17 protein-coding genes are annotated in these 23,550 nt (G+C 60.5%); 7 read left to right on the plus strand and 10 right to left on the minus strand.

All coding sequences use genetic code 11. The features are described from left to right. Positions 1-2: 2 nt before the first annotated feature. From pstB to CFE47_RS20220, 5 genes are all read right to left on the minus strand, one after another. Positions 3-836 (minus strand): phosphate ABC transporter ATP-binding protein PstB, encoded by an 834-nt coding sequence (gene pstB / locus CFE47_RS20200; RefSeq protein WP_185710009.1) that lies wholly within the window; start codon positions 834-836, stop codon positions 3-5. Between the two features lie 177 nt (positions 837-1,013). Beyond that, positions 1,014-2,684 carry a phosphate ABC transporter permease PstA gene (gene pstA, locus CFE47_RS20205; RefSeq protein WP_286839798.1) on the minus strand — a complete coding sequence of 557 codons (1,671 nt, stop codon included), beginning with the start codon at positions 2,682-2,684 and terminating at the stop codon, positions 1,014-1,016. Positions 2,685-2,699: 15 nt separating this feature from the next. Then, the gene (locus CFE47_RS20210; RefSeq protein ID WP_286839927.1) at positions 2,700-4,733 is read right to left on the minus strand and encodes an ABC transporter permease subunit; all 2,034 of its coding nucleotides are present in this window, start codon (positions 4,731-4,733) and stop codon (positions 2,700-2,702) included. A 385-nt stretch (positions 4,734-5,118) separates the two neighbouring features. Then, complete coding sequence (locus CFE47_RS20215) at positions 5,119-6,105, minus strand: phosphate ABC transporter substrate-binding protein PstS (protein WP_185710011.1); 987 nt, start codon at positions 6,103-6,105, stop codon at positions 5,119-5,121. Positions 6,106-6,283: 178 nt separating this feature from the next. Further along, positions 6,284-7,573 (minus strand): MFS transporter, encoded by a 1,290-nt coding sequence (locus tag CFE47_RS20220; protein WP_286839801.1) that lies wholly within the window; start codon positions 7,571-7,573, stop codon positions 6,284-6,286. A gap of 404 nt (positions 7,574-7,977) precedes the next feature. Here CFE47_RS20220 and CFE47_RS20225 point away from each other — a divergent pair, with 404 nt between their 5' ends. Both CFE47_RS20225 and CFE47_RS20230 read left to right on the plus strand, forming a co-directional pair. Further along, positions 7,978-8,382 carry an acyl-CoA thioesterase gene (locus CFE47_RS20225; protein WP_003176975.1) on the plus strand — a complete coding sequence of 135 codons (405 nt, stop codon included), beginning with the start codon at positions 7,978-7,980 and terminating at the stop codon, positions 8,380-8,382. Between the two features lie 57 nt (positions 8,383-8,439). After that, positions 8,440-9,339 carry a D-hexose-6-phosphate mutarotase gene (locus CFE47_RS20230; RefSeq protein WP_286839804.1) on the plus strand — a complete coding sequence of 300 codons (900 nt, stop codon included), beginning with the start codon at positions 8,440-8,442 and terminating at the stop codon, positions 9,337-9,339. A gap of 120 nt (positions 9,340-9,459) precedes the next feature. On the opposite strand, the gene CFE47_RS20235 is transcribed toward CFE47_RS20230, so the two are convergent. The 5 genes from CFE47_RS20235 to CFE47_RS20255 all read right to left on the minus strand — a co-directional run bounded on the left by CFE47_RS20235 (position 9,460) and on the right by CFE47_RS20255 (position 13,273). Next, a complete protein-coding gene (locus CFE47_RS20235) occupies positions 9,460-9,996 on the minus strand; it encodes a DUF3299 domain-containing protein (protein ID WP_050784921.1) in 537 nt (178 codons plus the stop codon). A gap of 80 nt (positions 9,997-10,076) precedes the next feature. After that, entirely contained in the window at positions 10,077-10,322 is a 246-nt protein-coding gene (locus tag CFE47_RS20240) for a GlsB/YeaQ/YmgE family stress response membrane protein (protein WP_017253508.1), read from the minus strand. Positions 10,323-10,427: 105 nt separating this feature from the next. Continuing rightward, a complete protein-coding gene (locus CFE47_RS20245) occupies positions 10,428-11,513 on the minus strand; it encodes a 5-(carboxyamino)imidazole ribonucleotide synthase (RefSeq protein WP_122485249.1) in 1,086 nt (361 codons plus the stop codon). Between the two features lie 11 nt (positions 11,514-11,524). Beyond that, positions 11,525-12,016, minus strand: a complete 492-nt coding sequence (gene purE / locus CFE47_RS20250; protein ID WP_003176980.1) for a 5-(carboxyamino)imidazole ribonucleotide mutase — start codon at positions 12,014-12,016, stop codon at positions 11,525-11,527. A 348-nt stretch (positions 12,017-12,364) separates the two neighbouring features. Then, positions 12,365-13,273: a LysR substrate-binding domain-containing protein gene (locus CFE47_RS20255; protein ID WP_286839811.1), complete on the minus strand. Its 909-nt coding sequence runs from the start codon at positions 13,271-13,273 to the stop codon at positions 12,365-12,367. Positions 13,274-13,455: 182 nt separating this feature from the next. On the opposite strand from CFE47_RS20255, the gene aspA reads away from it, so the two are divergent. From aspA to CFE47_RS20280, 5 genes are all read left to right on the plus strand, one after another. Then, the gene (gene aspA / locus CFE47_RS20260; RefSeq protein ID WP_017739004.1) at positions 13,456-14,880 is read left to right on the plus strand and encodes an aspartate ammonia-lyase; all 1,425 of its coding nucleotides are present in this window, start codon (positions 13,456-13,458) and stop codon (positions 14,878-14,880) included. A 380-nt stretch (positions 14,881-15,260) separates the two neighbouring features. Then, a complete protein-coding gene (locus CFE47_RS20265) occupies positions 15,261-16,706 on the plus strand; it encodes an alanine/glycine:cation symporter family protein (RefSeq protein ID WP_286839815.1) in 1,446 nt (481 codons plus the stop codon). 77 nt (positions 16,707-16,783) lie between these two features. Then, positions 16,784-17,761, plus strand: coding sequence for an asparaginase (locus tag CFE47_RS20270; RefSeq protein ID WP_286839818.1), 978 nt, complete (start codon positions 16,784-16,786; stop codon positions 17,759-17,761). A 116-nt stretch (positions 17,762-17,877) separates the two neighbouring features. Further along, positions 17,878-22,479 carry a hypothetical protein gene (locus tag CFE47_RS20275; protein WP_286839821.1) on the plus strand — a complete coding sequence of 1,534 codons (4,602 nt, stop codon included), beginning with the start codon at positions 17,878-17,880 and terminating at the stop codon, positions 22,477-22,479. A gap of 63 nt (positions 22,480-22,542) precedes the next feature. Further along, positions 22,543-23,535, plus strand: coding sequence for an AraC family transcriptional regulator (locus CFE47_RS20280; protein WP_286839823.1), 993 nt, complete (start codon positions 22,543-22,545; stop codon positions 23,533-23,535). Positions 23,536-23,550 lie beyond the last annotated feature (15 nt).

The raw sequence follows: 23,550 nt of genomic DNA on the forward strand, positions 1-23,550 counted from the left end.
TCCTAGCCGTAGCGACCGGTGATGTAGTCTTCGGTCTGCTTCTTCGCCGGATTGGTGAACAGGGTATCGGTATCGCCAAACTCCACCAGCTTGCCCATGTACATGAACGCGGTGTAGTCGGAAACCCGCGCCGCCTGTTGCATGTTGTGGGTCACGATAACGATGGTGAACTTGGACTTGAGCTCGTAGATCAGCTCTTCGACTTTCAGCGTCGAGATCGGGTCGAGTGCCGAGCAAGGTTCGTCGAGCAGCAGGACTTCGGGCTCCACGGCGATGGTACGTGCAATCACCAGACGCTGCTGCTGGCCGCCGGACAGGCCGAGTGCCGAATCATGCAGGCGGTCTTTTACTTCGTCCCACAGCGCCGCGCCCTTGAGCGCCCATTCCACGGCTTCGTCGAGGATGCGCTTTTTGTTGATGCCCTGGATGCGCAGGCCGTAGACCACGTTCTCGTAGATGGTCTTGGGGAATGGGTTCGGCTTCTGGAACACCATGCCCACGCGGCGACGCAACTCGGCTACGTCCTCGCCTTTGCGATAGATGTTGGTGCCGTAGAGGTTGATGGCACCTTCAACACGGCAACCGTCTACCAGGTCGTTCATACGGTTGAAGGTGCGCAGCAGCGTGGACTTGCCGCAACCCGACGGGCCGATGAAGGCCGTCACGCGCTGCTTGGGGATGTTCATGCTGACGTCGAACAACGCCTGCTTTTCACCGTAGTACAGGCTCAGGCCCGGCACTTCAATGGCCACGGTTTCCTGGGCCAGGCTCAGGCTCTGCTTGTCGCGACCCAGGGCAGACATGTTGATGCCGTGGGTGTGGGTGTCGTGTTGCATGGGATGCTCCCTGTGCTACCAATTCGTTGTGTTGAACCGCCGGGGCGATCTACTCAAATTTTGTGTTTGACGCTGGCCCCTGTGGGAGCTGGCTTGCCTGCGATGCGGGCGGCGCGGTGTTCCATTCAACCCGCGGTGATGCCATCGCAGGCAAGTCAGCTCCCACAGGGGACCGCGTTAGCTGTCCAACGCTTTGTATTTTTCACGCAGGTGGTTACGAATCCACACTGCCGACAAGTTGAGCGTGGCGATTACCAGCACCAGCAACAGTGCAGTGGCGTAAACCAATGGCCGTGCCGCTTCGACGTTGGGGCTCTGGAAGCCGACGTCATAAATATGGAAGCCCAGGTGCATGATCTTCTGGTCCAGGTGCAGGTACGGGTAGTTGCCGTCAAGCGGCAGCGACGGCGCCAGCTTCACTACACCTACCAGCATCAGCGGCGCCACTTCGCCAGCGGCGCGTGCCACGGCGAGGATCATGCCGGTCATCATCGCCGGGCTGGCCATGGGCAGCACGATCTTCCACAGCGTTTCCGCCTTGGTCGCACCCAGTGCCAAGGAACCTTCACGCACGGTGCGCGGAATGCGCGCCAGGCCTTCTTCGGTGGCCACGATCACCACCGGCACCGCCAGCAGCGCCAGGGTCAGCGAGGCCCACAACAGGCCCGGCGTGCCGAAGGTCGGCGCCGGCAGGGCTTCGGCAAAGAACAGGCGGTCAACCGAGCCACCCAGTACATACACGAAGAAGCCCAGGCCGAACACGCCGTAGACGATAGCCGGTACACCGGCCAGGTTGTTCACCGCAATGCGGATGATGCGGGTCAGGGCGTTCTGCTTGGCGTATTCACGCAGGTACACCGCTGCCAGCACGCCAAACGGCGTCACGATCATCGCCATGATCAGGGTCATCATCACGGTGCCGAAGATGGCCGGGAAAATCCCGCCTTCGGTGTTGGCTTCCCGTGGGTCGTCGCTGAGGAATTCCCAGACCTTGCTGAAGTAGAAGCCGATCTTGGTGAAGGTGCCCATGGCGTTCGGCTGGTAGGCGTGCACCACTTTGCCGATGCCGATTTCCACTTCCTTGCCATTGCCGTCACGGGCCGTGAGCGCGTCGCGGTTGAACTGGGTGTGCAGGTCGGTCAGGCGTGCTTCGATGTCCTGGTAGCGGGCGTTCAGCTCGGCACGGTCGGCATCCATGTCGGCTTGGGCGGCGGCGTCGAGCTTGCCTTCCAGCTCCAGCTTGCGACCGTGCAGGCGGATGCGTTCAAGACCGGCGTTGATCGCACCGATGTCGGACTTCTCAAGCGTCTTCAACTGGGCAGCCAGCTTGTTCACGCGTTCGACACGGGCTTGCAGCTCCGGCCAGGCCGCTGCGCCTTCGGCGACGACCTTGCCATCCTGCTTCACGTTGACCAGCGTGCCGTAGAAGTTGCCCCACTCACGCCGCTCGATGGCCATCAGGTCGGCAGGCTTGGTCTGGTCTTTCAACCACTCGCCGACGATCCAAGTGAAGTCGTTGCCGTTCAGGTCGCGGTTGCCGACCTTGATCAGCTCGCGGGTCATGAATTCCGGGCCTTGGTCCGGCACCGGCAGGCCAGCGCTTTTCAGGCGTTCACGCGGCACTTCTTCCTTCTGCACCACTTCGCCGATGACGATATGGTTTTCCTGGCCGGGCACGTTGTAGTTGGCCTGGATCAGGTCGGCCGGCCAGAAGTGGCCCAGGCCACGCACGGCAATCACCGCCAGCAAACCAATGGTCATGATGACCGCGATGGACACCGCGCCACCGCTGATCCAGACGCCGGGAGCGCCGCTCTTGAACCATCCATTCAGGGAGTTCTGTTTCACAGACTTCTACCTTTCTTAAAGCGACGAGTATTTCTTGCGCAGACGCTGACGAATCAGCTCGGCGAGGGTGTTCATGATGAAAGTGAACAGCAGCAGCACCAGCGCCGAGAGGAACAACACGCGGTAGTGACTGCCGCCCACTTCCGACTCGGGCATTTCCACCGCGACGTTGGCCGCGAGGGTTCGCAGGCCTTCGAACAGGTTCATCTCCATCACCGGCGTGTTACCGGTGGCCATCAGCACGATCATGGTCTCGCCGACGGCGCGGCCCATGCCGATCATCAGCGCCGAGAAGATCCCCGGGCTGGCCGTGAGGATGACCACGCGGGTCATGGTTTGCCACGGCGTGGCGCCCAGCGCCAGGGAGCCCAGGGTCAGGCCACGCGGCACGCTGAACACGGCGTCTTCGGCGATGGAGTAGATGTTCGGGATCACCGCGAAGCCCATCGCCAGGCCGACCACGAGGGCGTTGCGCTGGTCGTAGGTAATCCCTAAGTCATGGGAGATCCACATGCGCATGTCGCCGCCGAAGAACCAGGTTTCCAGGTACGGGCTCATGTACAGCGAGAGCCAGCCCACAAACAGGATCACCGGGATCAGGATCGCGCTTTCCCAGCCATCGGGAATGCGCAGGCGAATCGACTCAGGCAGACGACTGAAGGTGAAACCCGCCACCAGGATGCCAATCGGCAACAGCATCAGCAGGCTGAAAATACCCGGCAGATGCCCTTCGACATAAGGCGCCAAGAACAGGCCAGCGAAGAAGCCGAGGATCACCGTCGGCATGGCTTCCATCAGTTCGATCACCGGCTTGACCTTGCGGCGCAGGCTCGGGGCCATGAAGTACGCAGTATAAATTGCAGCGGCAACCGCCAGGGGTGCGGCGAGCAGCATGGCGTAGAACGCGGCCTTCAAGGTGCCGAAGGTCAGCGGGGCCAGGCTCATCTTGGGTTCGAAGTCGGTGTTGGCAGCGGTCGATTGCCAGACGTATTTAGGCTCGTCGTAGTTCTCGTACCAGACCTTGCTCCACAACGCGCTCCAGGACACTTCCGGGTGCGGGTTGTCCAGCAGCAACGGTTGCAGCTTGCCACCGGCTTCCACGATCACGCGGTTGGCCCGTGGCGAAAGGCCGAACACACCTTGGCCGTCGACCACCGGTTCTACCAGCAGCGTGCGGTGGGCGGTGCTGTGGAACACGCCGAAGTTGCCGGAAGCATCGAGGGCGGTGAAGCCTTTGCGGCGCTGTTCGGCTGTGATCTCCACGATCGGTGCGCTGCCCATCTGGAAGGTACGAATCTGCTTGAAGCGCTGTTCACCATCCGGGTCGCGGGCCATGAACCACTGGGCCAGGCCGCCCTTGGAGTTACCGACAATCAGCGAGATGCCGCCCACCAGCTGGGTGCTGGCGGTGATTTCGGCAGTGCCGTCTTCCAGCAGTTTGTAGCGACCATTGAGGCTCTTGTCGCGCAGGCTGAACACGTCTGCCAGGGCGCGACCGTTAATCACGTACAGCCATTGCTGGCGTGGGTCGATGAAGATCGCCTTCACCGGTTCAGTCATTTGCGGCAGGTCGATGCGCTTTTGCTCGCTGGTGACCTCGCCAGTCATCATGTTTTCTTCGCGGGTCAGCGACAGCACGTTCAAGTGCGACCCGGCGGAACCGGCGACCACCAGGGAGGAATCGGTGGCGTTGAGAGCGACATGCTCCAACGGGCGACCGGCGTCATCCAGCACGATCGGCGTTTCGCCGTAGGGATATTCGATCGCCGGGGTGATGGTTTTCTTGCCGTCCGGGTAGGACACCTTATAGGTGTGACGGAACACCAGGGACTGGCCATTGGACAAACCGAGAATCACCAGCGGGCTGCCCGGCTGGTCTTCACCGATGGAGGCAACGCTCACGCCGGCGGGAAGCGGCAGGTCGACACGCTTGAGCTCAGCACCGGTATCGACTGCAAAGAACAGGGCCTGGCCTTTGTCGGAAACCCGCATGGCGACCTGGTTCTGCTCCTCCATGGAGATCATCAAGGGCTTGCCGGCGTCTTGCATCCAGGCCGGCGTCAGGGTGTCTTCCTTGGTCAGCGAGGCACCGTGGAACAGCGGCGCAACCACATAACCAAGGAAGAAGAAGATCAGGGTAATGGCACCGAGGACGGCGAGGCCGCCAACCAGTACGTACCAACGCGTCAGGCGATCCTTGAGCGCGCGAATACGGCGCTTGCGTTGCAGCTCAGGCGTATTGAAATCAATGCGCTTGGGGGGAGAAGTCGTCGTCATGGTGGAATTGGCCAGATCATTCATGCGCACACCCTAGCGATCCTGTATGACAGAAAGATGACAATGCAGTGACGCAACAAAGCCGCCGCGTAGCAGAGCTGGCAGCGGGTGAAAAAAGGGGGATGCGAGGCCGGTTTACCGGCCTCGCCCAGGCAACTTAGTTGCCTTCTTTCAGACCCAGGTCAGCCAGGGCCTTGGCGGCAACTTTGGCTGGCAGTGGGATGTAGCCGTCTTTCACTACAACTTCCTGACCCTGTTTGGACAGAACCAGTTTCACGAACTCAGCTTCCAGCGGGGCCAGAGGCTTGTTCGGGGCTTTGTTGACGTAAACGTAGAGGAAACGCGACAGCGGGTATTTACCGTTCAGGGCGTTTTCTTCGCTGTCTTCGATGAAGTCAGTGCTGCCCTTTTTAGCCAGAGCAACGGTCTTCACGCTGGCGGTCTTGTAGCCGATGCCCGAGTAACCGATGCCGTTCAGCGAGGAGCTGATGGACTGCACGACCGAAGCCGAGCCTGGTTGTTCGTTCACGTTGGCTTTGTAGTCGCCTTTGCACAGGGCTTCTTCTTTGAAGTAGCCGTAGGTGCCGGATACCGAGTTACGACCAAACAGCTGTACTGGCTTGTTGGCCAGGTCGCCGGTCACACCCAGGTCACCCCAGGTTTTTACGTCGGCTTTGCCACCGCACAGGCGAGTCGAGGAGAAGATCGCGTCGACTTGTTCCATGGTCAGGTGCTGGATCGGGTTGTCCTTGTGTACGAACACAGCCAGGGCATCCACGGCAACCGGGATGGCGGTAGGCTTGTAACCGTACTTCTGCTCGAAGGCTGCCAGTTCGGTGTCCTTCATCTTGCGGCTCATCGGGCCCAGGTTGGAGGTGCCTTCAGTCAGTGCAGGAGGTGCAGTGGCGGAGCCAGCGGCCTGAATCTGGATGTTGACGTTCGGGTATTCCTTTTTGTAACCCTCAGCCCACAGGGTCATCAGGTTAGCCAGGGTATCGGAACCGACGCTGGACAAGTTGCCCGACACACCAGTGGTCTTAACGTAAGCCGGAATTGCCGGGTCAACACCAGCGGCCACCGCGTTGGCGGTCGCAACGCCAGCAGCGACAAAAGTCATTGCCGCCATCAAACGTTTCAGTTTCATGCCTTGCTCCTAGCAGATAGGGATAGTTGGATCGGGGCCAAGTATCGGGAGGCCGTGTGAACACTCTATGTCCGCAATGTGACAGTTAGATGAAAGGCCACTATCGGCGGGAGAAGGGATAAAGCGGGGAATTGCCATCGCTCCCACGCAGGGCGCGGGAGCGATCATCATCAAAAACCTAGCGGGAGCGCTTCCACAAGTAGCCGCCGACGACCATCCCCATGAGGCACAGCGCAGCGACATAGTAGGCAGGGCCCATCGGGCTTTCCTTCATCAGCAGCGACACTGCCAACGGCGTCAGGCCACCGAAAATGGCGTAGGCGACGTTGTAGGAGAACGACAGCCCGCTGAAACGCACCACCGGTGGGAAGGCTTTGACCATGACGTACGGCACTACGCCAATGGTACCGACGAACAAACCGGTCAGGGCGTAGAGCGGGAACAGCCACTGCGGGTGTTCGATGAGGCTGTGATACAGGGTCCACGAACTGCACAGCAACAGCAGGCAACCCACCACCAGCACGCGGCCAGCACCGAATCGGTCGGCCAGGGCACCGGACGCAATGCAACCCAGGCTCAGGGTGACGATGGCCAGGCTGTTGGCCTGCAGGGCAATAGTCGGCGTGAAGTGGTAGACGGTCTGCAGCACGGTCGGGGTCATCAGGATGACAACGACGATGCCGGCCGACAGTAGCCAGGTCAGCAGCATCGACAGCACGATAGCGCCACGGTGGTCGCGCAGTACCGCACGCAATGGCAGCTCGGCGGCCAGGGTCTTGCGTTGCTGCATCTCGGCAAAGATCGGGGTTTCATGCAGCCAGCGGCGCAGGTACACCGACAGCAGGCCGAACACGCCACCCAGCAAGAATGGGATGCGCCAGGCGTAGTCCGAAACTTCCGCTGGGGTGTACAGCGTGTTGATCGCGGTGGCCACCAGCGAACCCAGCAGGATGCCGGCGGTGAGGCCGCTGGTCAGGGTGCCGCAGGCGTAGCCGATATGACGTGGCGGCACGTGCTCGGAGACGAACACCCAGGCGCCCGGTACTTCGCCGCCAATCGCTGCGCCCTGGATGACGCGCATCACCAGCAACAAGATCGGCGCCCATAGGCCGATCTGCGCGTAGGTCGGCAGCAGGCCCATGATCAGGGTCGGCACGGCCATCATGAAGATGCTCAGGGTGAACATCTTCTTGCGGCCCAGCAGGTCGCCGAAGTGCGCCATGATGATGCCGCCCAGTGGGCGTGCCAGGTAGCCTGCGGCGAAGATGCCGAAGGTCTGCATCATGCGCAGCCATTCAGGCATATCCACCGGGAAAAAGAGTTTTCCGACCACGGTGGCGAAAAACACGAAAATGATGAAATCATAAAATTCCAGCGCCCCGCCCAAGGCAGACAGCGACAGGGTTTTGTAGTCGTTGCGGGTCAGCGGGCGCGACGGTTGCGCACTGCTTGCAGGCACGGAGGACATGGCAAGGCTTCTCTTATTAGTCAGAACGGCAAGCCCGAGGTGTTGGCAGGGCCATAGCGGGTTGGGCAAGATAGCAAATCGCTTGCAAAAGCACATCAGAAGCACAGTTGCCATAAAAAGCCGCGATACAGCGGCCAAATGCCGACCAAATGAGCCTCAGGAGGTCGTCGTGGCGCCAGGGTCTCGATATACTCGGCCCTTGCAAGCGCTAGAACCCCAGTCTTGAGGGGCTGCTGTGCCAAAACGCTGTTGGGTGCCATCCAGCCGATTTGGCAGAGTTTCCCTTTTAGTACGCCTTACGAGAAACGTATCACGCGGTGTATGTTGGTGCTGAAACGTTTTTCCAAAGACGGCTATCCACTTGAAATACCCATGAAGCGTCACGGGTCAGAGGCACCCTCGGCATGATCGAACTCGAACAAGAAGATCCTATCCCGCAAGGCGATCTCGCCTTGCAAATCACCGCGCTTCCGCGCGAAACCAATGGTTTCGGTGACATCTTCGGCGGCTGGCTGGTCGCGCAGATGGACTTGGCCGGCACCGCCATGGCGAGCAAGGTCGCAGGCGGGCGTGTCGCCACTGTGGCCATTGATCGCATGGCGTTCCTGGTACCGGTAGCAGTGGGCGCGCAGCTTTCCTTTTATACTCAGGCCCTGGAAATCGGCCGCAGCTCGATCCAGATGATGGTCGAAGTGTGGAGCGACGATCCGCTGTCCAGCGAATGGCGCAAGGTCACCGAGGCGGTGTTCGTATTCGTCGCCATCGATGGCAGTGGCCGCACGCGTTCGGTACCGTCGCGCGCACGTTAAACCTCGCCGGGTTTTGACGGTCAATTGCCCCATTGCCTGCCATTGAAGAGTGTTGCCATGCCTACGCCCCACGTTGAAACCGTGAAAATCGACGAGCTGGACTGCTGGCGTATCCGCCACAACGGCGCCGAATTGAAAGTGGCCCAACAGGGTGCGCATATCTTCAGTTACCAGCGTGATGGCGAGCAGCCGCTGATCTGGCCTAACCCTGAAGCGGTGTTCAAGAAAGGCAAAGGCATTCGCACCGGCGTGCCGGTGTGCTGGCCGTGGTTTGGCGTGTTTGATCGCAACCCGCAAAGCGTCAAGGCGATGCGCCAAAGCGAACAACCGGCGGGTGCCCACGGTTTTGTACGCACTGCGCTATGGGAGTTGGCCGGAACCGAGCTTGAAGGCGATGCCTTGCGCATCGACCTGGTGTTGCCTGTGCCGGCAGGTGGATTCCCCGGCTGGCCCCATCAGGTCGATCTGACCCTGAGCCTGCTGCTGGACGACCAGCTGCATATCCGCCTGACCAGCCATAACCGTGGCAACGACACCGTCACCCTCAGCCAGGCGCTGCATAGCTACTTCGCCGTGAGCGATGTGCGCAACGTACAGGTTGACGGGCTGGACGGTGGATCCTACATCGATACCGCCGATGGCTGGGCGACCAAGCAACAGGCTGGGCTGCTGAGCTTCACTGCCGAGACGGACCGCATCTACCTCGACACGCCAGCGCAACTGAATATCATCGATCAGGACTGGCAGCGCCGTATCCAGCTCACCAGCCAGGGCTCGAAGTCCACGGTAATCTGGAACCCTTGGACCGAACGCGCAAAGGCCTTCGATGACATGGCAGACGATGGTTGGACGGGCATGCTGTGCATCGAGACGGCGAATGTGCTGGATGATGTGGTGGCGTTGGCGCCGGGTGAAAGCCATACCCTGGGTGTGAGCATCACAAGTACTGGCCTGTAAACCCAATTAAAAATGTGGGAGCGGGCTTGCTCGCGAATGCGGTGTATCAGAACCAGATGAGCTGGCTGACCCACCGCATTCGCGAGCAAGCCCGCTCCCACATTTGATCTTTACTAGACTTTAGAGATCTGACTCTTTCACTACCCTCACCTTTCCCGCATCCAGCGCATACGCCGCGTCCGCCAGGTCATTGTTGACCTTCTCCACCTTCAACGTGCCCGTAACCCACAGCGGCGTGTAGATATCATCCAGCTTCAAACCCTTGGGATAACGCACCAGCACCAGTTGGTTAGGTGGCGGTGGCGGCACATGGATGCAAGCCCCTGGGTACGGCACCAGGAAGAACAACGTACTACGACCCTTGGCGTCGGTTTCCAGTGGCACCGGGTAACCGCCGATGCGGATGTTCTTGCCGTTCATGGCGGCCACGGTCTTGGTGGAATACATCACCGCCGGCAGGCCTTTGCTCTGCTTGAGCCCGCCCTTGTCAGTAAAGGTGCCCTGGGCTTCGGGGGAGTTGTGGTCGATTTCGGGCATGGCTTCGAGGGCTTTCTGGTCAGAAAGCGGCATCAAGTCGAGCCAGTCGGTTTCCGGCAATTCGCCGGCGTGCGCAAGGCCGGAGCCCAGCAAAAGAAGAGTCAACAGAAGACGACGCATGGGGAGCAGCTCAGCAAGGAAACAGTGCCGGCATTCTAGCCCTCTGCGCCTGCGCAGCGCAGAGGGCTTTGTCGCTTAGATCATTTCTTTTTGATCAGGCCGTAGATTACCAGCAGCACGATGGCGCCGATCAGTGCACCGATAAAGCCTGCGCCCTGGCCCGCCTGGTAGATGCCCAGGGCCTGGCCACCATAGGTGGCGACCAAGGAACCTGCGATACCCAGCAGGATGGTCATGATCCAGCCCATGCTGTCGTCGCCGGGCTTGAGGAAACGCGCCAGCAGGCCGACGATCAGGCCGATAAAGATGGTTCCGATGATACCCATGGCATTTCCCTCTGAATGAAGTGAGCTATGCCAAAGCCTAGTCAGGCTTTGGCATCCTGCAATCAGAGGATGGCGGTTACCGAATGGTTCCCGCCGATCCCAGGCTTATTGCTCGGCGATCAGCGCTTCAACCTTAAGGATCTGCGCTTCAAGCGTTGCGCGGTCCTTGCAGCGCAGGTTGGCATGGCCGACCTTGCGCCCGGCCTTGAAGGCCTTGCCGTAGTGGTGCAGGTGGCAGTCGTCGATGGCGATGACTTTTTCAACCGCTGGCACCACGCCGATGAAGTTGAGCATGGCGCTCTCGCCCACCTTGGCCGTTGAGCCCAACGGCAAGCCCGCAACCGCCCGCAGGTGGTTTTCGAACTGGCTGCACTCGGCGCCTTCGGTGGTCCAGTGCCCGGAGTTATGCACGCGCGGGGCGATTTCGTTGGCCTTGAGGCCGCCGTCAACTTCAAAGAACTCGAACGCCATCACGCCGACGTAATCCAGCTGCTTGAGCACACGGCTGGAATAATCTTCCGCCAGGGCCTGCAAAGGATGGTCGGTGCTGGCCACGGACAGCTTGAGAATGCCGCTGTCGTGGGTGTTGTGCACCAACGGGTAAAAGCGGGTTTCGCCATCACGGGCACGCACTGCGATCAGCGAGACTTCGCCGGTGAACGGCACGAAGCCTTCCAGCAGGCAGGCAACGCTGCCCAGTTCGGCGAAGGTGCCCACCACGTCAGCCGCAGTACGCAGGACTTTCTGGCCCTTGCCGTCGTAACCCAGGGTGCGGGTTTTCAGCACGGCCGGCAGGCCGATGCTGGCGACGGCCGCGTCCAGGTCCGCCTGGGACTGGATATCGGCGAAGGCCGGTGTGGGAATGCCCAGGTCCTTGAACATGCTTTTCTCGAACCAGCGGTCGCGAGCGATGCGCAAGGCCTCCGCGCTCGGGTACACCGGCACGAACTGCGACAGGAACGCCACGGTTTCGGCTGGAACGCTTTCGAACTCGAAGGTCACCAGGTCGACTTCGTCAGCCAGTTGACGCAGGTGGTCCGGGTCGCTGTAGTCAGCACGCAAGTGCTCACCCAACGCGGCTGCGCAGGCGTCTGGCGCCGGGTCCAGGAAAGCGAAGTTCATCCCCAGCGGGGTTCCCGCCAGGGCCAGCATGCGGCCCAGTTGGCCGCCACCGATTACACCGATTTTCATCGTCAACAACCTCAGGCGATGCGTGGGTCTGGATTGTCCAGCACGCTGTCTGTCTGCTCAGCACGGAATTTTTTCAGCACCGCGTGGAACTGCGGGTGCTTGGCGCCCAGGATGCTGGCGGACAGCAGGGCGGCGTTGATCGCGCCGGCCTTGCCGATCGCCAGGGTGGCCACCGGGATACCGGCCGGCATCTGCACGATGGACAACAGCGAATCCACGCCCGAGAGCATCGCCGACTGCACCGGCACGCCGAGCACCGGCAGGTGGGTCTTGGCCGCACACATACCAGGCAAATGCGCTGCACCGCCGGCACCGGCGATGATCACCTCGATGCCACGGGATTCTGCTTCATCGGCATACTGGAACAGCAAATCCGGGGTGCGGTGGGCAGAGACCACTTTCACTTCATACGGAATGCCGAGTTTTTCCAGCATATCGGCGGTGTGGCTAAGGGTGGACCAATCGGACTTGGAGCCCATGATCACGCCAACCAATGCACTCATCGTCGTGCCTCTTCTCTCTGGGCGCCCGCAGGCGCGTCAAAAAACAACAAGCCACGCGGGAAATCCGGCGTGGCTTGTTGTACGAATTAAGGCCGGTTGAACCGGCCGAAGGCCGCGCAGTATACCGTAATAATCCAGATAAACAGCCCCTTGGATGACCATCTGTCTAGCGGGTCAAAGTGGCGGTTTTATTGACTTTCAGGTCAGCGAAACCAACACCCATTCCCCATGGAAACTGGGTCAATGTGGGAGCTGGCTTGCCTGCGATAGCATCACCTCAAACGGCCTGATGTATCGAGGTGTCTGCATCGCAGGCAAGCCAGCTCCCACATTTGAACTTCGTCGCGCTCAGGTGCTCTGTGCCGCCCCACCTTCCAACTTGCGCCACAACAACCGCACGTTCGCCTTGCGCACCAATGCGCAGCGATACAAACGAATCTCCAACGGCACGTGCCACTGCGGCCCGCCGCAGACCACTAATTCACCGCGCGCCAGTTCCGCCCGCACACTCAACTGCGGCACCCAGGCAATGCCCAAACCTTCCAGCGCCATGCTTTTAAGGCTGTCAGCCATGGCGGTTTCATACACGGTGGTAAAGCGCAGCGCGCGTTGGCGCAGCAGCAGGTGTACCGAGCGGCCAAGGAACGCGCCAGCGCTGTACGCCAGCAGCGGCACACTGCCCTCGCCTTCCAGATCAAACAGCGGCCTGCCATCGGCATCGGCGGCGCACACCGGGAGCATTTCGGTGTTGCCCAGGTGCAGCGACGGGAAGATTTCCGCATCCATCTGCATCGCCGCGTCCGGGTCATAGAACGCCAGCATCAAATCACAACCGCCTTCGCGCAAGGCGTGCACTGCATCACCGACGTTGGTGGCGACCAATCGGGTCGCGATATTCAGGCCTTCGTTACGCAGTTGCGCGATCCAGCGTGGAAAAAAGCCCAGCGCCAGGGAGTGCGCGGCGGCCACTTGCATGACTTCGCCCTGCCCGCCTTCCAAGTGATGCAAATGGCGCAGCACCTCACCCAGCTGTTCGACCACTGTGCGCGCAGTGACCAGGAACAACTGCCCTGCCGCCGTCAGTTCGACCGGCGTGCGCGAGCGATTGACCAGAGTCAGGCCCAACGCGGCTTCCAAACTGCGGATGCGTCGGCTAAATGCAGGCTGAGTGACAAAGCGCCGTTCCGCCGCCTGGGAAAAGCTGCGGGTAGCCGCCAGGGCGCTGAAGTCTTCCAGCCATTTGCTCTCAAGGTTCATTACTTCCTCCCACGGGTACGCACCATTTTGGCACACACGCCCGCCATGATAGCCGGGTCACACGCACATTATGCCGTTTATGCATAGGCCAGTGCTTAACAGCATTGGCCCAAAAACTCTCACAAGCCTAGCATTCGCAGCGTTCCGGCCAGTTCCGGGTCCATATCGAGATGATTTCCGTCATGTCCTCCGCTGCATCTTTCCGTACCGAAAAAGACCTGCTTGGCGTACTCGAAGTACCTGCACAAGCGTATTACGGCATCCAGACCCTGCGAGCGGTGAACAACTTCCGCCTCTCGGGCGTTCCGATTTCGCATTACCCGAAATTGGTGGTCGGTCTGGCAATGGTCAAGCAAGCGGCGGCAGACGCCAACCGCGAGCTGGGTCAGCTCAGTGAAGCCAAGCACGCTGCCATCAGCGAAGCCTGTGCCCGTCTGATCCGCGGCGATTTCCACGAAGAGTTCGTGGTGGACATGATTCAAGGCGGCGCTGGCACTTCAACCAACATGAATGCCAACGAAGTCATCGCCAACATTGCACTGGAGGCCATGGGTCACCAGAAAGGCGAATACCAGTACCTGCACCCGAACAACGACGTGAACATGGCGCAGTCGACCAACGACGCGTACCCAACCGCGATCCGCCTGGGTCTGCTGCTGGGCCATGACGCGCTGCTGGCCAGCCTCGACAGCCTGATCCAAGCCTTCGCCGCCAAGGGCGTCGAGTTCGGCCACGTGCTGAAAATGGGCCGCACCCAGTTGCAAGACGCCGTGCCGATGACCCTCGGCCAGGAATTCCGCGCCTTCGCCACCACCCTCGGTGAAGACCTGGCCCGCTTGAAAACCCTGGCACCGGAGCTGTTGACCGAAGTGAACCTGGGCGGCACCGCCATCGGTACCGGCATCAACGCCGACCCACGTTACCAGGCCCTGGCCGTACAACGCCTGGCCACCATCAGCGGCCAGCCGCTGGTACCGGCTGCCGACCTGATCGAAGCCACCTCCGACATGGGCGCCTTCGTGCTGTTCTCCGGCATGCTCAAGCGTACTGCCGTAAAACTGTCGAAGATTTGCAACGACCTGCGCCTGCTGTCCAGCGGCCCACGTACCGGGATCAACGAGATCAACCTGCCGGCGCGTCAGCCAGGCAGCTCGATCATGCCCGGCAAGGTCAACCCGGTGATCCCGGAAGCCGTTAACCAGGTTGCGTTCCAAGTGATCGGCAACGACCTGGCGCTGACCATGGCAGCCGAAGGCGGCCAACTGCAGTTGAACGTGATGGAGCCGCTGATCGCCTTCAAGATCTTCGACTCGATCCGCCTGCTGCAACGCGCCATGGACATGCTGCGCGAGCACTGCATCGTCGGCATCACCGCCAACGAAGCGCGCTGCCGCGAACTGGTGGAGCACTCCATCGGCCTGGTCACCGCACTGAACCCGTACATCGGCTATGAAAACGCCACCCGCATCGCACGTATCGCCCTTGAAAGCGGCCGTGGCGTGCTGGAACTGGTGCGCGAAGAAGGCTTGCTCGACGACGCCATGCTCGACGACATCCTGCGCCCCGAAAACATGATTGCCCCACGTTTGGTCCCGCTCAAGGCCTAAGCGTTTGTTGCACCGCTCACCAGGTTGAGGGACTAGACACCTCTCACCTTTTGAGGGCCTGAAGGCTCGTTCTTCAGGCCCTTTTTTTTGCCTCAAGGTTGTGAAATGAAGCCCATAAAAAATCCAATATCGCCCTGCAAGCCCGCCACCCTGCTGAAACCTTTAATCGCCCCAGGCAGACGGATCACGTTCGCCTAGGTATAGTGCCGCCCCTCTTCGCGCTGCGGCCGTCGGTAACGAGGCCCGGATACACACGCGAAACCGCATGAATAACAACCCGCAAAAGGATTGGGGTCGAACTGTCGCGCACTGCCTGGTGCTAAGCGATGGCGTCGAACCGTCCTGCGTTTGCCATTAGAAAAATCAGCGAGGAACACTCCATGCTCGAAGTCATCAACGACTTCCTCTCAGGGAAAGTACTGATCGTGCTCATTGTCGGGCTCGGCGGTTATTTCACGATTCGCTCGCGTTTCGTACAGCTGCGTCACTTTTTCCACATGTTCTCGGTATTCCGCGACAGCCTGAAAAACAGTTCCGATCAGCTCAGTTCGTTCCAGGCGCTGATGCTCAGCCTGGCCGGCCGCGTGGGTGCCGGCAACATCGCCGGTGTCGGTATCGCCGTCACCTTGGGTGGCCCGGGTGCCGTGTTCTGGATGTGGGTCACCGCATTGGTGGGCATGTCGTCGAGCTTTATCGAATGCTCCCTCGGCCAGCTGTACAAGCGCACTGACGCGGAAGGCACCTTCCGTGGCGGCCCGGCGTATTACATCCAGCACGGCCTGCACAAGCGCTGGCTGGGGATGGTCATGGCCTTCCTGCTGCTGGTGACCTTCGGTTTCGCCTTCAACGGCCTGCAAGCCCACGCCGTGACACACTCGCTGAACAACGCCTTCGGCCTGGATACCACCTACACCGGCTTGGCGCTGGCGGTATTGCTGGGCCTGGTGTTCATCGGCGGGATCAAGCGTATCGCCTCGATTGCCGACCTGCTGGTACCGGTCAAGACCCTGGTCTACATCGCCGTGACCCTGTACGTGATCGTGCTGCAATTCGACCACGTGCCGGCCATGCTCGCGACCATCGTCAAGAGTGCCTTTGGCCTCGACCAAGCCTTCGGTGGCCTGGTGGGCAGCGCGATCATCATGGGTGTGAAGCGCGGCGTGTTCGCCAACGAAGCCGGTTTGGGCAGTGCGCCTAACGTGGCAGCGGTGGCCTCCGTAGAACACCCGATTGCCCAGGGCGTAGTGCAGGCGTTCAGCGTGTTCCTCGACACCTTTGTGATCTGCACCTGCACCGCATTGCTGATCCTGCTTTCCGGCTTCTACACCCCAGGCTTCGAAGGCGACGGCATTGCCCTCACCCAGAACTCCCTGGCAGCTGTAGTTGGCGACTGGGGCCGCATGTTCATCTCGGTGGCGCTGGCGTTGTTCGTGTTCACCTCGATCATGTACAACTACTACCTCGGCGAGAGCAACCTGCGTTTCCTGGTCGGCAACAACCGCAAGGTGCTGATGGGCTACCGCGCGCTGGTGCTGGCGTTGATTTTCTGGGGTTCCATCGAGAACCTGAGCACCGTGTTCGCCTTTGCCGACATCACCATGACCCTGTTGGCGTTCGTCAACCTGTTCGCCCTGGCGTTCCTGTTCAAGATCGCCATGCGCATCCTGAACGACTACGACAACCAGCGCGCTGCAGGCATCAAGACGCCGGTGTTCGACTCCAGCCAGTTCCCTGACCTGGACCTGGACCGCAAGGCCTGGCCGGCCAATCCGGTAAAGCCGCAAGCCGCTCCTTCGGCTGAGCTGAACGCCCAAGTACAACGCTAAACATCGATAGATGACACGCCGCCCGGCCTTGGGCATGCTCTGGGCCCGGCGGCGTTTTTCGTTCAGGAGATTTCTCGATGCAATCAGCTAACAACGTGATGGTGCTCTACACCGGCGGCACCATCGGCATGCAGGCCAGCGCCAACGGCCTGGCCCCCGCGTCCGGCTTCGAAGCGCGCATGCGCGAACAACTTGCCAACCAGCCATTGCCCGCGTGGAAATTCCAGGAAATGGCGCCGCTGATCGACAGCGCCAACATGACCCCCGCCTACTGGCAGCGCCTGCGTACGGCGGTGATCGACGCCGTGGACCAAGGCTGCGATGGCGTGCTGATCCTGCACGGTACCGACACCCTGGCCTACAGCGCGGCGGCCATGAGTTTCCAGCTGCTGGGCCTGCCGACACCGGTGGTGTTCACTGGCTCTATGCTGCCCGCTGGCGTGCCTGACAGTGATGCCTGGGAAAACGTCAGCGGCGCGCTCGCCGCATTGGGCGACGGCCTGGCGCCCGGTGTGCACCTGCACTTCCACGGCGCATTGATCGCGCCGACACGCTGCGCGAAGGTCCGCAGTTTTGGTCGCAACCCTTTTGCGGCGTTGAACCGCCAGGGCGGCGTAGCCCGTGCCGAAGCCATTCCCCAAGCCTTGGACTATCGCCAGCCCAAAGCCCTGGCCAATGTCGGTGTACTGCCGCTGGTGCCGGGCATTGGCGCTGCACAGTTGGACGCTGTGATCGGCAGTGGCATCCAGGCTCTGATCCTCGAATGCTTCGGCAGCGGCACCGGGCCGAGCGACAACCCGGAATTTCTCGCCAGCCTGCAGCATGCGCAGGACAAAGGGATTGCCGTGGTGGCGATCACCCAATGCCATGAAGGCGGCGTGGAGCTGGACGTGTACGAAGCCGGCAGCCGCCTGCGCGGCGTCGGGGTACTGTCCGGTGGCGGCATGACCCGCGAAGCGGCGTTCGGCAAGCTCAACGCACTGATCGGTGCGGGACTCGGTACTCAGGAAGTCCGCCGCCTGGTAGAGCTCGACCTGTGCGGCGAGCTGCGCTGAAGGCTGCTGCCCACTCTATATAAGCACCACCGTTCCCGACTCGACGCTTCCTAGCATGACAACCCCCCAGGTTTGCCCTGGGGTCGTTGCCATTCTTTCGCTTGTCAGGACGCGCCATGACCACATCCTCTACCACCGACCCCCAACCCAACCTCACTGACGCGCTGATGGCGCAAATGTCTATCGGCCCCGCCTTTCGCGAAGTGGCCGCGACGTTGTTACGTGAGCGTTTGCAGGCGCTCTATCCCGCCCTTGAAATCGACCCAAACACCGTCGTGGTCGGCATTCCGCTGTGGGACATTCACGAAGACCAGGTCGTACCTGTCGGCCGTGATTATCAAGTGCTCACCAATATCCTCGCCGTGCAGGCCGTGACCGCAGTGCCGGCGTTGTACATTGAAGGCCAGCATTTTCTAAGCCAGTTGCCAATCGTTGAGCCGGCGGTGCATCTGCCGGTACGTATCCTCGACATCGCCAACGCCTTGAACATTCTGGCCCCCGTGATGTTGCGGGCGTACCAACAAGCGCAACTTGATTACTGGAACGGTGCCGAGGGTGATAGCGGCCCACGCTGGCATGCCCTGTCGAAGGCGCTGCGCAACTTCTGGGACGTGAACCAAATGCCTGGTCTGACCCAGGACGATTGCCTTATGGCACGTCAGCTGTTTCTCACGCCGGACGCCTCGACACGTAAGCTCACGGGACCTGAGGCCCCCCGCGCCTACGTGGTCGATATCGACTACATCGATGCCACTGGCAAGATCAACCACATTGATGGTTACCTGATCAGCGTCCTGATCGGAAAACAGGGTGCCCATGAGGTGATCATTACCCAGTCATTGTTCACAGGATTCAAAAAATACTCATCCCTCGACCAATTGGGCCACGCCTTGCCGCTGCTGTCGGTACACGGAAAGCAGCAGTGGCGCCTGATCGAGCCCGAAGGTGATTTTTTCGATTACCTGGCCAGCGCCTTTATCGGCTCCCAGATCAAGGACATCGGCGCCATCGACTTTTCCGGCCAGCACGAGCCGGATGCGTCTCAGCACAGACTGGCGCAACCGCCAACGCCTCGGACCAAGCGCGATGCGCCTTCCTTGCAGATGTACATACACACTCTCCCCGATTGGCTGACCAACGCCTCGGCGCCGGACCAGGATGCGTACTCGCGCCATCTCAAGGACCTGGCGACCCTGCACAGTGTCAATGAAGGCCGCAGTTATGACGACGGTATCAGCTCCCTCCGGTCATACACCCTTGAACGGCTGACAGCCGAAATGCTCAAGGACCACCCCGACGCACAGGCTCGGCTGCTGGATGATCTTGACATCGTGGTACGTAGCCCCGTGATATGGGGCTTGTTCACAGTACCGGGAAAAATCGAGACCACGGTGTTCAGCCTGACGGAGCTAGCCCTGCAAAACTTGATCGCCTTGCCTCTGGGAAACAAGTCGATAGGCAAGAATGCCCAACACACACTGCCGCCATGGCTTACCGTCGACTACCTGGAGAGCCTGATCAGCCGTGTGGATATCGGCAATACTTACCCGGCATTGATCAAGACAACGTTGCTAGGCACCCCACAGGAAACCGAACGCCGTCAGCGACTCTATGCCGAGCACTTGCGTATCCAACTCCCGCTCCTGGCGCTGCAGTGCAAGTTGCTCGACGAAGGCGCAATTGATGAACAGGGCTACGCCTATGTGAGGGCGGCCATGCAGGCCGATCCCGATGATCGGCAAGTACAAGGCCAACCGATCATCATGCGCCCACTGGGCTTTGTGCCGACCCGTCGCAAGGGCAACACGCCGGACGTGGTGGCCAATATGTTTGTGATCGGCCCTCAGGACCCGACCGCGGGCCCATGCTTGCTGTACCGACCATTGCTAGACAAGCCCTTGTCGCAGTTCCCTGCGCCAAGCAATTTGCTCTACGCCTTGCAGCAATCAATAAGCCTGCGCGAATCGGTACTGGCCTGGCTACCCGACGACGTGCGCGATGATTACGCCCACTATGTGTTCCCCGCGAACCTGCCTTCGCCCTGGGCAGCGGTGGAGTTTCTGGCCGACCCCTTCAAGGTATGGACGATGGGTGGGCCGCTGCTACTCAGTCAAAAGCCGGTCGCGGGCGAGCTGTTCAACGCACTCTACAACGCCAATGCCAGTGCCCTGGTGACCCTGGCCGACCGGCAATCGGTGTCCAACGCCGAGGCACGCTGGGCCACCTTCAAACGCACCGGCTGGTTGATCTTCAACCTGGCGTTGCCCTTTCTGGGGCGTACGACCGGCATCGCCGCCTGGATCTGGCAGATCATGGATCAGCTGGATCGAGTGGCCGACGCCCAGGCCCACCCCGAACAGGACTCACCCTGGGCCGCACTCGCAGACCTGTTACTGAACATCGGTATGGCAATCACCCTGCACAGCATCAGCCGCAGCGCACCGCGTCAGGCCCCACGAAGCAAACCATTGCCTTCGCCAGAACCTCCGACTCGCCCTGAAACCGTGACGATCAGCCAACTGGAGACCATTTCCTCGAACGCGCAGGTCACACATGAGCAGCCTCTGCACGTCAGTGGTGCCATCAACCGCACACCGCTTAGCCTGGCGACCGTACTGGACAGCTTCAAGGTGAACAAACCCGACACGCTGGGAGAAGCCAATGGCGAAGTCGGCCCGTGGCAAGACCTGTATCGCGACGGGCAGCATTGGTATGCGCCGGTGGGAGACCGCTGGTTTCAGGTCACGGTGGATGAAAATGAAACCGTGGTCATCGTCGACTCCCAACGCCCTTCGCGCACCGGCCCGCCGCTGATTCACAACCTTAAGGGTCAATGGTTTATCGACATACGCCTTCGCCTGCGTGGAGGTGGCCCCAAGGTCATGACCACTAAGGCCCGGGCGCTGGCGCGGCAGGAGGCAGAAAAGTTGCGCAGGAAACTGGAAGCGTTCGAACACCAGAAAAAAGCCAACCAGGAAGCACTGCACCACGCGCGCCAGACGATGGATACAGGGCCCTCTACGTCGATTGACGCCAACCGCCAGGTCTACCTCCAGACGCTGCAAAACCAGCGCACGGAATTTGAGTCGGCGCTGCAGATGCTCAAGGAAATGAATGTGCACGAGCCCAGTGCGGAGTACGCGCCAAAGGCCTTGGGCTACATCAAGGCCCAGGCCAAATTGACCCAAGCCACGCTGAGCGAGATTCTCTCCCGCTTCACACCCAAATGGCGCACCGTGCATGAACAGATGCAACGCCAGGCGCAAAAGCCGCTTGAGCGTCCAGTAGAAGACTTTCGTGAAATGCGTGAACTGGCCGGTGACCTGTGCGTGCAACTAGAGTACATGCATGGCAGGTTTGCCGAGCTCAGGGCACTGGCCAGGGATGGTGCACTGCTCTTGAACACCCTCAAAGGCTCGATGCCGGTCTATACCGCTGACGATCTGAAAGCCATTCGCGTGTCGCTCAGTCGCAACCTGTGCCTGCCGCAAAACACGCTCCACACAGCACCCGAGGCTTGGCTGGCGATTGACCAGATCATCGACACGGCAGATGTCGCGATCCAGTGTCTGCGCGATACCCTGGAGGAGCTTAGCGACCGGCGCCTGGATGAACGCATTGATACTTCGAGCAACCTGATCGAGCAGTTTCAATTATTGGACGAGCGCCTGCAGGATTTCCCAGTGGAGTTCTCCGAGCACGCCATCACCCATCAGTTGCAGGAATTGCGCGCTGAGTTGAACGTATTCCAACAACGAGCCATCGCCCACCTGAGTGTGCTGAGTGCCGAACGCGCGTTGTTCAGGAGCCGTCCCACCCCACCGTCAACCCCGCCGCGCCCTCTAAGGCAGTTTATCCACACCCGCTACAGTGGCCTGCTGATTGGCGAGCCACGCTTGAACGATGTGGGTCTGGAAACCGGCCTGGTCGACATTCGCTCACCGCTGACTCACCAAATCCTCGCCACTTACCATGAGAAAACCAAGGGTGTCTGGGTTGTCCACGACGCATTCCCCACGCCTTCCGTCGCACCGGTTGAACGGGATCTGCAGGCGACCATCAATCTGGGACAGGCGCTGCTCGATGGGCTGCCAGCGTTTCTGGCGCGGGCCCGCACCCATGCCAACCTCGCCGATCGCGTGCCCTTTGGTATTGAGTACCTGTACCACCAGCATGCACAACGGTTGGAACAGGCCTCCCGTGCAATCGAGCAGGCCCTGACCCGACACAACATCACTGAAAGTGATGCCATCTACCCCCCGGCCAGTGCCGTGACCAAAGCCATTGATAGTGCCCTGGCCCAGCTCTACCAGCAGAGCAACCAGTTGGTGCTTCGAGCGCTGAAGTCATATCCCCCCACCATGGCGGGGGTGGAATGGCTTAGCCGGCACAATGCAATCATCGTCAAGAAAACGGTAACCCGCCGTCGAATCAAGTCTCAAACACCTGACTTCCTGGATGAGTACACCATTAAAGATCGCGCCACCCAGGAGGTGCTCTGGTATGCACACTTTCACTACAGTACCAATTGGACGCCCGACAAATTCATTCTGTCGGCTCGTTTGAAAACACCAGAAGAGCAAAGCCTTGGCCTTGCCGCCGACTCAGTAAAAGGCTTGAACCGCGCGCAAACCGTCGCGTTTCACCGCAGTGAGATCAGCCTGCAGGAAGCTCGCAAGTTGTTTTTCGAGCGCCCGAAATCCGAGTCCAGCCGCTAACCGACGATAGAGGGCGGCATGCAACTTGCTGCGCCAGTGCCATACCCTGACACTGGTTTCCCCATGTTGCATTCGCACCTGACCACCCTCAATGCCGTGTCGCTGGTCCTGACCACCTTCAAGGATCAGGGCCTGCCGAGCGACGTGCTACTGGCCGGCAGCGGTATTGGCGTGGCGGATCTGCGCCACGCTGATACGCGCATCACAACGTGCCAGGAGATGCGCGTCTGCGCCAACGCCGTGGCCTTGCGCCAGGACATTGGCCTGGAACTGGGCCAGCGCATGCATGTGTCGAGCTACGGCTTGCTCGGCTATGCGCTGCTCACCAGTGCCACCTTAGGTGACGCTTTGCGCCTGGCACTGCGCTATCCGGCGCTGTTGGGAACACTTTTCGAGCTCAGCTTGGTGGAAGATGGCGAGCAGATCTGGCTGACCGCTGGCGACTATCGGGAAAACCCCGAGTTGGCGGCGTTCAACGTTGAGTTTTGTTTGGTGTCGATGAAGGTCATCTGCGATGACTTGCTTGGCCGCTCGCTACCGCTTCGTGAAGCGCGCTTCGATTACGCGGCGCCGGATTACCACGTCCGTTACACGGAATGTTTCGACTGCCCTTTACAATTTGACGCGCTGACCAATGGCTTTGCTTTCGACCGGCAGTGGCTGCAACAACCTCTTCCATTGGCGGACGCCATCACCCACCGAGCCATGGCTGAGCGCTGCCGCAAACAGAACTCCGAATTCACCGGGCGCCAGGCTTGGCTCAATCGCGTGCGCCAACTGCTGGCTGATCAACTGCACGCCGCTCCCGGGCTAAATGGCCTGGCGGCACAGATGAACTGCTCAGCCCGAACGCTACGCCGGCACCTGCACGCATTGGGTTGCAGCTACCAGCAACTGCTCGATGAACTGCGATTTGAGCAGGCTAAGCAGTGGCTGGCGCAGGACCAAATGCCGATACATCAGATCGCCGAACAACTGGGCTTCAGTGAGACCGCGAGCTTTCGCCACGCGTTTGTGCGCTGGAGTGGTGTGGCGCCCAGCCTGATGCGCCATTAATGGGCGAATTGCGGT

Origin of the sequence: Pseudomonas sp. PGPPP1 (assembly GCF_002255865.1) — a bacterium.
Taxonomy (GTDB): Bacteria; Pseudomonadota; Gammaproteobacteria; order Pseudomonadales; family Pseudomonadaceae; genus Aquipseudomonas; species Aquipseudomonas cremoris.

Bases quoted from the DNA above. Each gene is read 5' to 3' on its own strand.
- aspA (WP_017739004.1), top strand. From the start codon at position 13,456: ATGTCCTCCGCTGCATCTTTCCGTACCGAAAAAGACCTGCTTGGCGTA.
- purE (WP_003176980.1), bottom strand. From the start codon at position 12,016: ATGAGTGCATTGGTTGGCGTGATCATGGGCTCCAAGTCCGATTGGTCC.
- CFE47_RS20235 (WP_050784921.1), bottom strand. From the start codon at position 9,996: ATGCGTCGTCTTCTGTTGACTCTTCTTTTGCTGGGCTCCGGCCTTGCG.
- pstB (WP_185710009.1), bottom strand. From the start codon at position 836: ATGCAACACGACACCCACACCCACGGCATCAACATGTCTGCCCTGGGT.
- CFE47_RS20265 (WP_286839815.1), top strand. From the start codon at position 15,261: ATGCTCGAAGTCATCAACGACTTCCTCTCAGGGAAAGTACTGATCGTG.
- CFE47_RS20275 (WP_286839821.1), top strand. From the start codon at position 17,878: ATGACCACATCCTCTACCACCGACCCCCAACCCAACCTCACTGACGCG.
- CFE47_RS20220 (WP_286839801.1), bottom strand. From the start codon at position 7,573: ATGTCCTCCGTGCCTGCAAGCAGTGCGCAACCGTCGCGCCCGCTGACC.
- CFE47_RS20270 (WP_286839818.1), top strand. From the start codon at position 16,784: ATGCAATCAGCTAACAACGTGATGGTGCTCTACACCGGCGGCACCATC.
- CFE47_RS20210 (WP_286839927.1), bottom strand. From the start codon at position 4,733: ATGCAAGACGCCGGCAAGCCCTTGATGATCTCCATGGAGGAGCAGAAC.
- CFE47_RS20215 (WP_185710011.1), bottom strand. From the start codon at position 6,105: ATGAAACTGAAACGTTTGATGGCGGCAATGACTTTTGTCGCTGCTGGC.
- CFE47_RS20255 (WP_286839811.1), bottom strand. From the start codon at position 13,273: ATGAACCTTGAGAGCAAATGGCTGGAAGACTTCAGCGCCCTGGCGGCT.
- CFE47_RS20225 (WP_003176975.1), top strand. From the start codon at position 7,978: ATGATCGAACTCGAACAAGAAGATCCTATCCCGCAAGGCGATCTCGCC.
- CFE47_RS20245 (WP_122485249.1), bottom strand. From the start codon at position 11,513: ATGAAAATCGGTGTAATCGGTGGCGGCCAACTGGGCCGCATGCTGGCC.
- CFE47_RS20240 (WP_017253508.1), bottom strand. From the start codon at position 10,322: ATGGGTATCATCGGAACCATCTTTATCGGCCTGATCGTCGGCCTGCTG.
- CFE47_RS20230 (WP_286839804.1), top strand. From the start codon at position 8,440: ATGCCTACGCCCCACGTTGAAACCGTGAAAATCGACGAGCTGGACTGC.
- CFE47_RS20280 (WP_286839823.1), top strand. From the start codon at position 22,543: ATGTTGCATTCGCACCTGACCACCCTCAATGCCGTGTCGCTGGTCCTG.